The sequence below is a fragment of the Fibrobacter sp. UBA7003 genome, assembly GCA_002449765.1.
Classification (GTDB): Bacteria; Fibrobacterota; Fibrobacteria; order Fibrobacterales; family Fibrobacteraceae; genus Fibrobacter.
Map to the genome: position 1 here is coordinate 251,369 of DJXN01000014.1, position 14,754 is coordinate 266,122.

At 49.0% G+C, this 14,754-nt stretch carries 13 protein-coding genes; 5 read left to right on the forward strand and 8 right to left on the reverse strand.

The window, feature by feature from the left end; all coding sequences use genetic code 11:
- Nucleotides 1-1,003 (forward strand): acyl-CoA dehydrogenase family protein (locus tag B2952_RS11915; RefSeq protein ID WP_290781631.1); only part of this gene is annotated, 1,003 nt, incomplete at its 5' end.
- Between the two features lie 391 nt (nt 1,004-1,394).
- On the opposite strand, the gene B2952_RS11920 is transcribed toward B2952_RS11915, so the two are convergent.
- From B2952_RS11920 to B2952_RS11935, 5 genes are all read right to left on the reverse strand, one after another.
- Nucleotides 1,395-2,315 (reverse strand): IS3 family transposase, encoded by a 921-nt coding sequence (locus B2952_RS11920; protein WP_349678380.1) that lies wholly within the window; start codon nt 2,313-2,315, stop codon nt 1,395-1,397.
- Nucleotides 2,216-2,734 (reverse strand): helix-turn-helix domain-containing protein, encoded by a 519-nt coding sequence (locus B2952_RS11925; protein ID WP_290727750.1) that lies wholly within the window; start codon nt 2,732-2,734, stop codon nt 2,216-2,218. The genes B2952_RS11920 and B2952_RS11925 overlap by 100 nt, the downstream gene beginning before the upstream one ends.
- An 80-nt stretch (nt 2,735-2,814) precedes the next feature.
- Nucleotides 2,815-4,161 carry a potassium channel family protein gene (locus B2952_RS11930; RefSeq protein ID WP_290727752.1) on the reverse strand — a complete coding sequence of 449 codons (1,347 nt, stop codon included), beginning with the start codon at nt 4,159-4,161 and terminating at the stop codon, nt 2,815-2,817.
- 136 nt (nt 4,162-4,297) lie between these two features.
- Complete coding sequence (locus tag B2952_RS14220; RefSeq protein WP_367280926.1) at nt 4,298-4,420, reverse strand: IS3 family transposase; 123 nt, start codon at nt 4,418-4,420, stop codon at nt 4,298-4,300.
- A gap of 370 nt (nt 4,421-4,790) precedes the next feature.
- Nucleotides 4,791-6,563: an FISUMP domain-containing protein gene (locus B2952_RS11935; RefSeq protein ID WP_290727755.1), complete on the reverse strand. Its 1,773-nt coding sequence runs from the start codon at nt 6,561-6,563 to the stop codon at nt 4,791-4,793.
- A 364-nt stretch (nt 6,564-6,927) separates the two neighbouring features.
- Between B2952_RS11935 and rhuM the strand changes: the two genes are divergently transcribed.
- Nucleotides 6,928-7,806, forward strand: coding sequence for a virulence RhuM family protein (rhuM, locus tag B2952_RS11940; RefSeq protein WP_290725757.1), 879 nt, complete (start codon nt 6,928-6,930; stop codon nt 7,804-7,806).
- A 163-nt stretch (nt 7,807-7,969) separates the two neighbouring features.
- Here rhuM and B2952_RS11945 read toward each other — a convergent pair whose 3' ends face one another.
- Both B2952_RS11945 and B2952_RS11950 read right to left on the reverse strand, forming a co-directional pair.
- The gene (locus tag B2952_RS11945; RefSeq protein WP_290727757.1) at nt 7,970-9,136 is read right to left on the reverse strand and encodes a hypothetical protein; all 1,167 of its coding nucleotides are present in this window, start codon (nt 9,134-9,136) and stop codon (nt 7,970-7,972) included.
- A gap of 109 nt (nt 9,137-9,245) precedes the next feature.
- Entirely contained in the window at nt 9,246-9,404 is a 159-nt protein-coding gene (locus B2952_RS11950; protein ID WP_173366281.1) for a hypothetical protein, read from the reverse strand.
- On the opposite strand from B2952_RS11950, the gene B2952_RS11955 reads away from it, so the two are divergent.
- Both B2952_RS11955 and B2952_RS11960 read left to right on the forward strand, forming a co-directional pair.
- On the forward strand, nt 9,403-9,927 hold the full coding sequence (locus B2952_RS11955; protein ID WP_290727760.1) for an acyl-CoA dehydrogenase family protein: 525 nt from the start codon (nt 9,403-9,405) through the stop codon (nt 9,925-9,927). The two genes, B2952_RS11950 and B2952_RS11955, sit on opposite strands and share 2 nt — an antisense overlap.
- Nucleotides 9,928-10,364: 437 nt before the next feature.
- Nucleotides 10,365-10,649: a type II toxin-antitoxin system RelB/DinJ family antitoxin gene (locus B2952_RS11960; RefSeq protein ID WP_173382996.1), complete on the forward strand. Its 285-nt coding sequence runs from the start codon at nt 10,365-10,367 to the stop codon at nt 10,647-10,649.
- Nucleotides 10,650-10,912: 263 nt separating this feature from the next.
- On the opposite strand, the gene leuS is transcribed toward B2952_RS11960, so the two are convergent.
- Nucleotides 10,913-13,600: a leucine--tRNA ligase gene (gene leuS / locus B2952_RS11965; protein ID WP_290734161.1), complete on the reverse strand. Its 2,688-nt coding sequence runs from the start codon at nt 13,598-13,600 to the stop codon at nt 10,913-10,915.
- 113 nt (nt 13,601-13,713) lie between these two features.
- On the opposite strand from leuS, the gene B2952_RS11970 reads away from it, so the two are divergent.
- Entirely contained in the window at nt 13,714-14,742 is a 1,029-nt protein-coding gene (locus tag B2952_RS11970) for a porin family protein (protein WP_290734159.1), read from the forward strand.
- Nucleotides 14,743-14,754: the final 12 nt, after the last annotated feature.

Consider the following 14,754-nt stretch of genomic DNA (forward strand, 5'->3'; position numbering starts at 1 on the left):
CATCTACGACAAGCGCGACGGCGGCGTGAACGTGCGCCGCATCGAGAACAAGCTCGGCATCCACGGAAGCCCGACCTGCGAACTTGTCTATAAGAACGCGAAGGCTGAGCTCTGTGGCCGCCGCAAGTTCGGCCTCATCAAGTACGTGATGGCACTCATGAACGGCGCCCGCCTCGGCATTGCCGCACAGTCCGTGGGCATCAGCCAGATGGCATACAACGAAGCCCTCGCCTACGCCAAGGACCGCAAGCAGTTCGGCCAGGCCATCGTGAACTTCCCCGCCGTCTATGAGATGATTTCCAACATCAAGGCACGCCTCGACGCAGGCCGCGCACTCCTGTACCAGACAGCCCGCTACGTGGACATCTACAAGGGACTCGAGGACATCGAGCGCACCCGCAAGCTCACTGACGAGGAGAAGGCAGAACTCAAGCTCTACCAGAAGCTCGCCTCTGCTTGCACGCCGCTTGCGAAGGGCATGAACTCCGAATACGCGAACCTGAACGCCTACGACAGCATCCAGGTGCACGGCGGTTCCGGCTACATGCTCGAATACGCTTGCCAGCGCCTCTACCGCGACGCTCGTATCACTTCGATTTACGAAGGTACGACGCAGTTGCAGACGGTTGCCGCCCTCCCGCACATCACCACCGGCACCTACAGCCAGATGCTCGAGGAACTGGAAGCGGGCGAAGTGGCCGCCGAATACGAGAGCCTCAAGGCCCGTGCGAAGGCCATGGACGCGAAGTTCAACGAGGCAATCGAAGTTGTGAAGGCCGCGAACAACAACGAGTTCACCGACCTCTGCAGCCGTCACTTGTACGAACTCGCAGCCAACTGCGTGATGAGCCAGTTGCTCCTCCGCGACGCTACCAAGGCACCGGAACTGTTCGAAAAGAGCATGAAGGTGTACCTGAACCTCGCCGAAGCCGAAGTCGCCAAGCACTACAACTTCGTGAAGAGCGTGGATGTGGAAGCGATGGAGAGCTACAGGAAGGCGTAAGAAGTCATTCTGGAGCAAGGTCCCTGAGCCTGTCGAAGGGCCGCTGCGATAGAATCCATAAAATTAAAGGCCTCGGTGATGAACCGAGGTCTTTTTCTATAGACTCCTTGTAAACCATCACACGAACTGTTTTTTCAAATCAGAAAGCACTTCATCTAAAGGTCTTCCGATTATGGGAAAGCTTACAGCAGGTGTTACCAAAAACGAATTTAAAAAAGAGTTGAATGATTATTTGGAATGGTTCTGCAAGGATAGAATATAGATGAATCTTGGTGAAATGACCCCTGATGACTACGGAAAAAGTCTAAATTTAACCTAACTAATCTGTCAAAAAAAAGTCCGCCTCCCCCCGGCCTTGTGATGTGAACCCCAAAAATTGGACAATTAAAATTTAGGATAAAACTCCGTTATGAGTTCGGTATTGAACCGGACTCATTCCATTTAAGCGAAGCTTTATCCGATCATTGTTATAGTATTCGATGTATTTTTTTAATTCCCGCTTGAAATGACCTATATCACGAAATGTATTCGGATAGAGAAATTCAGTTTTCATTATTCCAAAGAAGTTCTCCATCATGGCGTTATCAAGACAATTTCCTTTACGACTCATACTTTGAATAATTCCATGCTCTCGTAATGATTTCTGGTATTTTACATGTTGATAATGCCACCCTTGGTCGGAATGTAGAATTAGCCCTTTCCATTTACGTTTTAAGGAGTACGCCTTGTCAAGCATATTCATAACCATCTTGAGATCCGGATGGTTGGAAATCGTGTAGCAGATTATCTCGCCATTGTACATATCTAGTATGGGCGATAAATAGCATTTGTTCACGCCAATATTTATCTGTGTCACATCGGTTGTCCACTTCCTGTCGGGAGCCTTTGGGTTGAAGTTGCGATTGAGCCTATTCGGCGCAGTTTTCCCAATTTCGCCCTTGTACGAACGGTACTTGCAGCGTTTACGGATGTTTTTCAGATTTTCTTCTCTCATAATTCTGCAAATAGTCTTGTGGTTGATCGTGTAGCCCTCATTTCTGAGTTGCGCGTCTATCCTGCGGTAGCCGTAACGTCCCTTGTTTGCCGCATGAACAGACCTGATTCGGATACGTTCTTCCGCATAGCGGTCCGGTTTTCTACGGAGGTTATAGTAGTATGTAGAACGCGATAGTCCGCTGGCCTTCAGAAGATACTTGAGGGCATATTCATTTGTTAATTCCCGGACGATTTCGGCCCTATACCGAACATCCCGGCATCTTCTTGGTCTAGGGCCTTCAATTTTTTTAAGTAGGCGTTCTCCGCTTTCAAGTATTCATTTTCTTCTTTAAGTCGATCGATTTCACTTTTCCCTTTTGAAATCCTTGACGTGCTTTTTGACATTTTTCGGGGTCTTCCTCTTGGTTTTATTGCAAGCAGTTCGTCGTATCCTCCATGACGAAACCTGCGAACCCAGTCCATTAGTGATTTTCTGCTAATACCATATTTTGCGGTTACTTCATAATATGGCTGCGATTTAACAACGATGGCTTCTATGGCTTTCTGCTTCAATGCATTCGATGCACGGAATGTACATTTTTTCGGCTCTACTAGTCGCCCCAAAATCTCAAATTCGCGACACTTGTGACATATGTCGCGAACATCAAACGACACTTTTCTGGATATTTCTTTTGGAGTAAGACCTTCTTTATATAGGTCAATGACCTTTTGCCATTCTAATAGTTTATCGTTCATGAGAACCTCATAGTTGTGTCCAACTTTTGGGGTTCAGTTCACCTCAAGGCAATGTTTCTTATGTTATTTCTAAAATAAAATTACAAATCGTTAAATCGATCAAAATATTTTCGTGACACGGCTATCAAAAAAGCACCACCTAACAGAATGCCTAAAATGCCTTCTAAAGAAGCCCAAAAACGAGCGTAAGAACACGGAGTTAAATCTCCGTAGCCAACAGTGGTTAGCGTTATAATTGAAAAATAAATCGATTCTCCAATTCCATTTGCGCTCCGGCTGCAGTTTCCTGTCGCATTAATACATTCAGCAACAAAAGGGTCATCCAAAAAATAATATATGCCCCCAAATAAACACAAAACTACAAACATCCAAACGAATACGAACCTTGGTTCAATCATTCCACCAAGAATAACGTAAAAAAACTTCATGAAACCATTCAAGTCCATTTTATTTCTATAGTAAATCAGGGTTGCTCTATCATTTACTGACTTAAACTGATCGCCATCAATCAGCAAGTTCATTACGTCTCTATAGTTTTTTTTCGCAGTTTGAAATTCAACCATAACTAATTTTACAGGTGTCCATTTTTTCACCAATTTTTCACGCAAGGTATTTTTTACGTTTAAAGCAAGACTTGCATTAAATTCAAAGTCGAGACTTGAGCAAACTAATCGCAGCGATGAAAATTTGCACATTCTCAAATCAGAGCGTTTAACGTCAGCCATAACAAAATTTAGCGAACCAGACGAAACCGAGCGCATCTTCAAATTGGACACAACCCCTGAAATGTCAATTTGATCCGCAAAGACTTTTTCAACAGACAAGGAGCAATCATGATTATTCAGAGTCGTTCCTCTTATGGTCAATTTGCCAAAAAACAAACAATCTGAAATAAGAATACTCGAATTACAGTTGTTATCATCAATAGTCAAAGCACCTAACACTATACAACGTTTCACGATTACACGATTTTTTCTTGATATGACAAGTTCTTTGCCAGCGTCAATTACAGTATTGTCTATATGAATTTCTTCGTCTATTTTGCAAAGATTCGCTATTTCCTGACCGGATCTCTTTTCAAACTTTATGTCATCATTGAATAAATCACCGAAAGAGTTCGAAAAATCCACGCATTCGATTCCACGGGAAGAATCGCTTTTTAGATTCAATAAATCATAAACACCTCCACAACGTCGTTTTACCTCTTCTTCATTCCTTTCACTGATAATTTCTTGCTTTTTATTATGGAGATTGAACGCTCCATAGCCTAGGACAATACCGAGAAGAAGTGATAGAAATGCAACAATTCCCTCCAGCCACAAAGGCAAAGGAGACAAACTCGGAAAAACCTCAAGCATTCCCATACCAATGTAGATTGCAAGGCCAACCGTAAGAAGAACAATCACTATTCTTACTAATTTCATCATCCATATCCAGTTTGGATTTGTAGTTTTTTATAGAGGGTTCATGAACGACCATGTTCATTACCGGTTAAGTTAAAATATATCCTTTTTCCTGCTAAGTGGTTATACCCTTTTGGCCTAAGCGACCTCCTTTTTAAGCCTATACAACCGGAGTCATGTACCCCAGCGAACCGTGGAGCCGCTTCCAGTTGTAGAATAGCTCAATGTACTTGAAAACGGCCACCCGCACGTCTTCAAGGCCCTTGAAGTTCCGCCTGTAGATCTTCCCCTTGTCTCGGAGTTGTAGTTGTTTTTTACAGAAAAATCTATGCCTCGGTTATAGATTATTGCCATTGTTTTACCTTTTTTTGGGGGGGCAATAAATATAATAGCTTATGCTACCCTCTTATTAACTCCTGCATGATCCAACAAGGTCTGCGACAGCGACTTTTCCAAGCGTATGAACGAGTTTTCCCACGAACGCAAGTCCCGCGGCTCCCGCTTCGTCCCCGAGACAAAGTTGCTCATCGCAAAGTTCAAGCTCGCCCTAGAAACGATCTAGAAGGCCCCAAAGTCTGTGTAGAAGTGACAACTTTAATGAACTTGTTAATACAAGTCTTGGCTTAAGCAGTCCATTTTAAAATAAGGAACTTTTATTCTTTTATACAGCGGACAGAACTTGCAATTCTTTTTCCAATCACAGGAAATGTTATTTCATCATCATTGTAGGATAGGGAAATAAAACTCGCCCACACGTCATCATCTTCTTCCTCGCTACTCCAATATGACGCATCATAGTTGGAAAGGGTGAAGGATCCGTCGTTCACGCAATGTCCTGTAGGAATTGCATTAAATCCAAAGTCATCCGTACCGTTGCCGTCGATATCATCACTTACGTACCAACCGCTGGTTGAACGCAATTTTGAACCGCCCGAATTACCTAGGAATTTAACTAATGCATTCCAGTCTTTACGATTTGGCAACCTCCAACCGGAGGGACAAACGCCTCGTACCTTGTAGCCAGCATCGAAGGATGCCGCATCTCCACATGTCGTACCATACCCACAACCTTTACCTGTTTCGCTGAAAATCGCTGCGGAATCCATTGCCGCGCTCCACAGGTATAGTCGTCCGAACTTATCACAATAGCGATGATCGTGTTCCATGCAGTAACTTTGGGCAGAACCTATGTTATAAGCGTAGTTCAAGTTCTCGGCCATCCATACTTGATCGCCGATTGTGGTTGTTCTGTACTCCTTGTTGTCGCGGAGATCCGTAAGTTTGTTTGCTACGGCATCATACACGCTACTATCAACAATTGTCTGATTTTGAATTATCGCTGGAATGGTTTTATTGTCCTTTACACACCGGATTGAAATTCCACAATCCTTTGGGAGCATAGGAAGATTGACGTACATAGGATGATAACCACTCACGGTATAGGTTATGTAACTGTAATGATGGGAGGGAAGGGTGGTAAGTTCGGTGCTTGAATGGAACCTGGTCGTGGCAGGGTAAAACATCGAATCAATACCTAATGAATATCCTGAAGGAAGAATTGATAAGCCAAAAACATCTGTTGCGTTGCTACTAACAGACCATGCATTTGCTGACAAAAGCTTTCCACGTCCAGCTGAAGATGCAGAACCGCCAGTATATGTAATTCCAACAAGTTCAGACAGGGTTCTCCAGTCATAATTGCTCGGCAAACGCCATCCTTCTGGACAGATTCCTCTAACAAAACCCATTTCCGCAGTCCTAAATGGTGTCGTTCTCATCGCGCTGAATATTTCTGCGGAATCAATTGCTGCAGCCCAAGTATAAAGACGACCATATTTTTCGCAGCTGTCTGCAGTTAGATTGTAGCACAAGCTTCTTGCAGAACCATAGTTATAGTCGTAGTTTAGGTTCTCGGCCATCCAAGTTTGATCACCAATTACTACGGTCTTGTATACCTGTCCATCGCGTTCATCGGTAAATTCTCCGTATTTGATTGATGGGTTAAGGTACTGCCATGCGACTTTTGTGACGCTCCCTGGCTTGTCTTCGCCATCGGATGATGAAGAAGTTTCTGAACTGTCTGTACTGGACGACTCGTCCGTGGATGACGAACTTTGAACATCATTTCCGGCACTGCTAGAACTATCCTGAGCAGAACAGGAACTTATCAAGGTGGAATCAGAGGATTGTCTGTCGCTTGGATAAACGTCTTCCGAACTGCTGTAACGGTCCTCCGCAAGGCTATCCTGCGGAAGTTCTGCAGAATCCTCGTTTTTTGAAGAGGTTGATGATGCTCCGTCATCGCCACAAGCCGTCAAGGAGACTGTCGCGATAAACATTAGAAGGAGGAATTTAAAGGGCTTGGAAAACATTTTTTTATTGGATTTGTAGTTTTTTATAGTGGGTTTATGAACGACCATATTCATTACCAGTTAAGTTGAAATATATCCTTTTTTCCTGCTAAGTGGCACACCCTTGGGGCTTAAGTGGCCTCTTTTTTTATCGCGAGTTTAAGTTTTCTAGCATCATAGGGCAGGCAGGGTAAGCCAGGCGTTGCGGGGCGGCGTCTGAGCCCCGCAGTGGGGGTGCGCGGAAGACCCGGCCCTTTGGCAGGCTCAGGGACCTTGACCGAGCCTGGAGCGAGCCCTCCCCTTTGCATAAGCTTTCCCAAAACTGAAAAAAAATCACAATTTCATCCAACTGTCATAATATGACATTTAAAGAATATATATTTGAACTGCAGAAAAAAAGACCCGCAATTTCAAGCATGTTTGCGGGCAGGAGCGAAAGATGAGTAAAGATGTGCAGCCTGTTGCAGGCAAAAATGAGATTGTCGTGTACCAGCCGGAGGGCGGAGAATTTCATATCGAAGTCCGTGTTGAAAATGAGACCGTATGGCTCACGCAGGCGCAGATGGCAGAATTGTTCAACAGCACGCGAAACAATATCACCCTCCATATCAAGAATATTTTCCAAGAACACGAATTGGACGCCAATTCAGTATGTAAGGAATCCTTACTAACTGCAAATGACGGGAAAAAGTACAAAACGAAGATTTACAATCTTGATGTTATCATTTCAGTCGGCTATCGCGTAAAGTCTATTCAAGGAACACGTTTCCGTCAATGGGCAAATCAAGTACTTAAAGAGCATTTGCTAAGGGGTTGCAGCATCAACCAACGGCTGATATCTCACGAAAACAAGCTGGAGAACCATGATTCCCGCATAATCAATCTCGAAAAGCAAGTGGATTTTTTCGTGAAGACGAACTTGCCGCCAAGCGAAGGTTTGTTGCCTGCACATGCGCACTGGAGCGGCTACGAATTCGCAGTGCAGTTGGTGCGTTCCGCAAAAAAGGAAATCGTCATCATTGACCCGTATGCCAACGACATGGTTCTTTCGCTTATGGCAAAACGCGCCAAGGGTGTGAATGCGACGATCTATTCCGCTAGAATCACTCACGCTATGAGAGAGGAAGAGGCACGGCTGAATCGGCAATTTCCGACGGTCCACTTGGAGAACATGCGCGAAGTCCACGACCGTTTCGTCATCGTCGATGACGTAGTTTATCATGTAGGGGCGTCGTTCAAGGATTTAGGTAATCAAATGACGGCATTTTCAGTACTGAACTTCGTCACCAAGGAGCAGGTACTTGCGATGGTGAAATAGAAAGCTGCATTTTACCACTTCGGGGTCTTAGGGGTTTGACCCCTAGGAGAGAGGGTAGCGGAAGACCCGGCCCTTCGGCGGTTCGGCAGGCTCACTGACCTTTGGGATTTTGGCCGGGCCTGAAGCGAGGGGGATACTTCCCCCATTCAAGCACTATTTAAAATCAGTCCGGTTTTTCTTGATCCAGAATGCACCAGACTTTCCAGCTTGCATACACGTCTTTTTGCGGGCGGCACAGCCTGACAAAGGACGCAGTGCCCAGATTGCGCTTGATGCACGCTTTCGATTCGTTGTGGTATTTGATATACCCGCTGCAGGATTCACTTGCGCTCAGGTCGGAGGCAGGAGAATATCCCCGTTCCGTGCATGTATCGTTTTCAAAGATCCATGTATTTTCGCCGTCTGTAATTTTCACATTGTACTTCTCGATGTACAGTGTATCGGCGTAGTCGGAATTGGGATCGTCGCCGACAAATGTTACCAAGGCATCGTCTGCAAACATGCTCTTCGGCCAGCCGCTATGCGATTCGACAACAGGCGCAACATAGGTTGGATTCTTGACAGTCCATTCGGACACCGTAGAATCCGTCAGCTGCACAAGCTTTAGCTCATCTTCAAATTCCCTGTAATAATAGACGTCATCGCCGACCTTGATTTTTGCCAGGTAGGCATCCTTGGAGTTACGGCAACCGTCCCAGACATAGTCGGAGCATTCGTACAAATCGGCATATAGCAGCGAATCATCCTGAACAATGACGACCCTTTCCAAATAGGCCGACGTAGACATGAATCCGCCACCATACTCCCCGTTCGGTTCATCTATGATATAGCAGTATCCTTCATAGTCTCTCGGATATACCCAGCGGATATTCTTCGCGTTTTCGCCATACGATGTATAGTACGATTCATCAATCGGTTCATACTTGTACGTTTCTTGCTTTGCGCCCGTATCAACAGGTACAAAGTCGTACACGTCCGGTTTTACGCCCGTGGTATCGAAAGGCAACTTGTCATACTGCGGCAATTTGGATTCTTCGGAAGAGGAACTTTCAGGGGCGGCCGTTGCAGAACTGGTCGCCTGTTCCTGCGATGCGGAACTCGTCTGTGCCTCCTGGGACGAAGAACTTGCAGCGGGATCCGTCGCCGAGGAACCAGCCACATTTTCCGACGAAGAGCTTTCTGTTCCCGATGACGAAACGATCGAGTCATCCCCCGACGAACTTTCCACCGCAACAACTTCTTCCTGTTCCGGAGCCTGTGACGAAGTTGATTCATCGCAAGCGGCAAACAGGCACGCCGCAATGCCCGCCATCAAAAATTTTTTCACCATTCTATCCTCCTATTTCAGTTTACATACAAAATATACAAAAGGTTGCCCTTTCGCGGGCAACCCATTATAAATTGACGGTTCATTTTTCAGAGCAAGCGGCATGTTCCCATCAGCTTTTGGTGGTCTTGACGCTGTCGTTTTGTAGCTTAAGAATGATGTCGCCGGAATCCGGGTCCATCATCATGTCGAAGCTAGAACGAATGGTAAACTTGTAGCCCGCGACGTCATAGCATATGTCCAGCGAATGCACTCCACTCGCCAAGGGCATGAACTCCGAATACGCCAACCTGAACGCCTACGACAGCATCCAGGTGCACGGCGGTTCGGGCTACATGCTCGAATACGCTTGCCAGCGCCTCTACCGCGATGCACGCATCACCTCCATTTACGAAGGCACGACGCAGTTGCAGACGGTTGCCGCCCTCCCGCACATCACCACCGGTACCTACAGCCAGATGCTCGAGGAACTGGAAGCGGGCGAAGTGGCCGCCGAATACGAGAGCCTCAAGGCCCGCGCTAAGGCCATGGACGCGAAGTTCAACGAAGCCATCGAAGTTGTGAAGGCAGCGAACAACAACGAGTTCACCGACCTCTGCAGCCGCCACCTCTACGAACTCGCAGCCAACTGCGTGATGAGCCAGCTCATGCTCCGCGACGCCTCCAAGGCACCGGAACTGTTCGACAAGAGCATGAAGGTGTACCTGAACCTCGCCGAAGCCGAAGTCGCCAAGCACTACAACTTCGTGAAGAGCTTGAGCGTGGAAGCGATGGAGAGCTATAAGCAGGCATAAGCTGCTTCTTCGTCATTGCGAGGGGCGCCAGTCCCGAAGCAATCCATAAAGAAATTGCCCCGGCTCTAACGAGTCGGGGTTTTCTTTTTTCAAAAAACAGCCTATGTCATATTATGACATCCCCTCGTTTATATATTTATAGGGAGCGAGGTTCTATGCTGGTAACTTTCCTTATCGTGCTAGGCCTCCAGCTACTTGCAGCTTTGCTGTTTAGTAGCTATGGTCCCCTTTGGGGACATATCGGCTCTTTTCGGGGCTGGTGACGCAGGGGACGCCTGCGCCATTACCTTGCTGCTGAAAGTGCTGCCAATACTCATTTTCGTGGGGATTTTCGCGTCTTTAATGTTCTGTAGCGGGTAAAAACGGATAAAACTTAATACACTGTATTGCTCTTTTACTAACTTTTATATAAATTTTAGTAAAAAAAGGAGCACTTTATGGGAACCACAATGAATACAATCAGCGCAAGAATCGATTCAAAGCTCAAAACGCAAGCCGAAACCCTGTTCGACCAGCTCGGGATGAACATGTCTACGGCAATTACCGTTTTCTTGAAGCAGGTCGTCCGTCTCCGCAAGATCCCGTTCGAGATCGCCCTTGACACACCCAACGACGAGACCATCGCCGCCATGGCCGAAGCAAACGAAATCGCGTCAGGAAAACGCAAGGCCAAATCCTACAAGAACGCAAACGCAATGATTAAGGACATTCTCGACAAGTAAAGAATTTCGGGCAATGCGCTCATATTGACGCTGACGCGAACAGGTTCGCACAGCGATTTGTTCAAGAAATAGGAAGAAGGCGCAGGAGACGCCTGCGCCATTACCCTGTTGTTGAAGGTTCTTCCGTTCCTGATTTTCGTGGGGATTGCTGAGTCGCTTATGTTTTGCGGAGGGTGAAAAAAAAGACCGCAGCGGTTAGGCTACGGTCTGAATTTTTATGGATCCTATCGCGTCTTTACAGACGCTCCAGGATGACACTCTAGTTACTTCACCACGATGTTCACGAGCTTGCCGGGCACAACAATCGACTTCACGACGGTTTTGCCCGCCATAAACTCCTTGACTCGTTCATTGTCAAGCGCAAGCTTCTCAAGTTCGGCCTTGTCCATGTCCTTGGCAACAGATGCCTTGGCGCGGACCTTGCCGTTCACCTGGAACACGACTTCCACGGTGTTTTCCACAGCCTTGGAGTGGTCGGCTTCCGGCCAGGCGACGTTCGTGAGCGATTCGTTGTGACCGAGGATACTCCACATTTCTTCGGCGATGTGCGGGGCAAACGGGTGCAACAACTTGACGAACGTTTCGCACGGTTCGCGGTAGCGCTTGTCCATCTTCATCATTTCGTTGTTGAAGATCATCAGCTGGCTAATCGCGGTGTTGAAGCTCATGTTCTCGATATCGCTCGTGACCTTGATGACGGTCTGGTGCATCACCTTCTCGATTGCTTCCGGAGCGGTTTCATCCACAAAGACCGGAGCTTCATCGCTGTCGCCCACAACAGAGCGCCAGGCGCGGCCGAGGAAGCGGTTCATGCCTTCGATGCCCTTGGTCTGCCACGGCTTCACGGCGTCCAGCGGACCCATGAACATTTCGTACAAACGAAGACTATCGGCACCGTAGTCGCGCACCACATCATCGGGGTTCACGACGTTCTTGAGGGACTTGCTCATCTTCGCCACGATCTGCTTGAGCTCGATGTCGGTTCCCTTCTTGAAGAACTTGCCGTTCTTCTCTTCCACTTCGTCGGTCGGGACCTTGGAGCCCGCGGCGTCTTCGTAAGCGAAGGCGAGAATCATGCCCTGGTTGAAGAGTTTCTGGAACGGTTCGTCGGTAGAGACGAGGCCGAGGTCAAAGAGCACCTTGTGCCAGAAGCGGCTGTAGAGCAAGTGGAGCACGGCGTGTTCGGCACCGCCCACATAGAGGTCCACCGGCATCCAGTACTTTTCAAGTTCCTTTGCAACAAATGCGTCGCCGTTGCAGGCATCGATGTAGCGCAGGTAATACCAGCAGCTGCCTGCCCACTGCGGCATGGTGTTCGTCTCGCGGATACCCTTGCGGCCGTTCTTGTCCGTGACCTGGAGCCATTCGGTGGCGTTTGCGAGCGGAGACTGTCCGCCGTCACCCGGCTTGTAGTCCTTGAGTTCCGGCAACAGCACCGGCAGTTCAGAATCATCGACGGTAGAGATTTCGCCGTCTTCCCAGTGGATAATCGGGAACGGTTCGCCCCAGTAGCGCTGGCGGCTGAAGAGCCAGTCGCGGAGCTTGTAGTTCACGGTGGCCTTGCCGATCTTGTTGGCTTCGAGCCATTCGATGACCTTCGCGATGCCCTGCTTCTTGTTGAGGCCGTTCAGGCAAAGCGTGTCATTCTGGCTGTTGATGTAGGTGCCGTCGGCAGCCCAGCAGGCGTCCCCTGCGAGAACCTTCGGGCGAACGTCTTCGGGGCAGCTTGCATCGGGTTCCATGATGCAGATAACCGGCAGGTTAAACTTCTTCGCGAAATCGAAGTCGCGGGTATCGTGAGCAGGCACGGCCATGATGGCGCCGGTGCCGTAACCGGTCAGAACGTAGTCGGCGACCCACACCGGAATCTTGGTGCCGGTGAGCGGGTTCACGGCGTAGCTACCGGTAAACACGCCGGTCTTTTCCTTGGCAAGTTCCGTACGGTCGAGGTCGCTCTTCAAAGCGGCGGCGTGCACGTATTCTTCCACGGCGGCCTTCTGTTCGGCAGTCGTGAGTTCCGGCACCATCGCGTGTTCCGGGGCGACGACCATGTAGGTGGCACCGAACAGCGTATCGCAACGGGTCGTGTAAACGCGGAGCTTGCGGTCGGTCGGCTTGCCGTTAGCGTCGGCAATCGGGAAGTCCACTTCGGCACCGTAGCTCTTGCCGATCCAGTTTTTCTGCATGTCCTTCACGCCCTGCGGCCAGTCAAGCTTGTCGAGGCCCTTCAGCAAGCGGTCGCCATACAGAGGAATGCGCATGAGCCACTGCTTGAGGTTACGGCGTTCGACTTCCTTGGTGCCGCACTTTTCGTGGCTGCCGTCGTTCAAGACTTCTTCGTTAGCGCAAACAATCTTGCAATGCTTGCACCACCACACCTGAGCGTCGGCGTAGTAAGCGAGGCGCTTAGAATCCTTGTACTTGCGGACTTCTTCCTTGCCCTTTGCTTCGACGTCGGCAGGAATCGGGAGTTCTTCGATGGGGCGGCCCTTCTGCTGGTCTTCATCGAACCAGGTGCCGTAAAGGCGCTTGAAAATCCACTGCGTCCACTTGTAATACTTCGGGTCGGTGGTGTTGACTTCCTTGTTCCAGTCGTAGCTTAAGCCAAGGCGCTTGATCTGGCGGCGGAAATTGTCGCAGTTCTTCTTGGTGGTAATGGCCGGGTGCGTACCGGTCTGAATGGCGTACTGTTCGGCAGGGAGGCCGAAAGCGTCCCAACCCATCGGGTGCAACACGTTGAAACCGCGGCTTCTCTTGTAGCGGCAGATGATGTCTGTTGCGGTGTAGCCTTCGGGGTGACCCACATGGAGGCCTGCGCCACTCGGGTACGGGAACATGTCCAGGCAGTAATACTTGGGCTTGGACTTATCTTCGCCCGTCTTGAAAGTCTGATGTTCTTCCCAGTAGGCTTGCCACTTGGTTTCGATCTCTTGCGGATTGTACTTTGCCATGATTTATGTCCTTAATTTTTTCAGCGGGAAATCTAGAAAAAAACAATCTTTTACAACAGAGAATTTTCAGGAAGCCCTTTCATACCGGCACCTATTTTTTTAAATTTGGGGCCATGAAGTCGTTCAGGGCATCCATCGTCATCGTTTTTCTGGGATTTTTCTGTTCCTTTGCCGCCGCTCAGGAATATGAAGCCGAGGTCGATTCCGCGTGGATTGCCTCGCAGAATGGTGGCAGCACCGAAATGAACGACGGGAATGACGAACAGGCGCCTTCCTGCATCGGGGATGGATGCGGTGAAGCGGTCAGCGAAGCACCCGTTACGGACGCCAACGCAGAACCCAGCGCAGAACCCGAGCCTCAGCAGCCAAAGGCTGTCGCCCAAAACGACGACGAGGAAGAAGACTGCACCCCCGCTGATTCCCTGCTTCCCGAATGCAAGGACAACACCACCACAAGCGACAATGACGACGAGGACGACGACACCTACGACCGCTACATCAACGAGAATTCCGACATCTCCCGCGCAAGCCGCGAAGGCTTCACCAAGGCTATCGAACTGGGATTCCGCCTTGGAGCGGGCATCAACAAGTCCTTCGGTCACAACGCCGAAGACTGGAACCTGGGTATCGAAGTGACCGGCGGCCTGATTGCGCAGATGAACATCGGCAACGGCGGTCTATCCTCCGTCGTAGAACTGGATTTCAGCTACCGCCGCTACAACTACGAAGCCGAATTCGTCTACGACGACTACAGCGAAAGCGACGAAGCCACCATCAGCATCGCACTCTTCGAAATACCCGTCATCCTGCGCTACGCCATCAACGAGGGCAACTTCTTCGTGGGGCTCGGCTTCGACCTCGGGCTCAAGCTCACCGACGTCTCCACGTTCAAGCAGACAATCGATACCAAGAAGGGCATCGAGGAAGAGGATCCCCACGACAACACGCTTCCCGCTGCCGGAATCGAACTCGGCGGAATCGTCGACCTGGGCTACTTCATCGCAAGAAACGTCGCCGTCGACGTGAGGTTCCTGCAGAACTTCACGAACCTCCTGAACGAAGACGTCATCGCCGAAACGAGCATGCTGAAGACCACGCTTTACGGCCTGCACGTGACCGTCGGCGTCTCCTTCCTCCTCTAGCAAAACTTGAAA

What these genes read in the sequence shown, in the direction of transcription:
- B2952_RS11925 (WP_290727750.1), bottom strand. Translation starts at nt 2,734, where the DNA reads ATGAACGATAAACTATTAGAATGGCAAAAGGTCATTGACCTATATAAA.
- B2952_RS11930 (WP_290727752.1), bottom strand. Translation starts at nt 4,161, where the DNA reads ATGATGAAATTAGTAAGAATAGTGATTGTTCTTCTTACGGTTGGCCTT.
- B2952_RS11935 (WP_290727755.1), bottom strand. Translation starts at nt 6,563, where the DNA reads ATGAATATGGTCGTTCATAAACCCACTATAAAAAACTACAAATCCAAT.
- rhuM (WP_290725757.1), top strand. Translation starts at nt 6,928, where the DNA reads ATGAGTAAAGATGTGCAGCCTGTTGCAGGCAAAAATGAGATTGTCGTG.
- B2952_RS11945 (WP_290727757.1), bottom strand. Translation starts at nt 9,136, where the DNA reads ATGGTGAAAAAATTTTTGATGGCGGGCATTGCGGCGTGCCTGTTTGCC.
- B2952_RS11955 (WP_290727760.1), top strand. Translation starts at nt 9,403, where the DNA reads ATGAACTCCGAATACGCCAACCTGAACGCCTACGACAGCATCCAGGTG.
- B2952_RS11950 (WP_173366281.1), bottom strand. Translation starts at nt 9,404, where the DNA reads ATGCCCTTGGCGAGTGGAGTGCATTCGCTGGACATATGCTATGACGTC.
- B2952_RS11960 (WP_173382996.1), top strand. Translation starts at nt 10,365, where the DNA reads ATGGGAACCACAATGAATACAATCAGCGCAAGAATCGATTCAAAGCTC.
- leuS (WP_290734161.1), bottom strand. Translation starts at nt 13,600, where the DNA reads ATGGCAAAGTACAATCCGCAAGAGATCGAAACCAAGTGGCAAGCCTAC.
- B2952_RS11970 (WP_290734159.1), top strand. Translation starts at nt 13,714, where the DNA reads ATGAAGTCGTTCAGGGCATCCATCGTCATCGTTTTTCTGGGATTTTTC.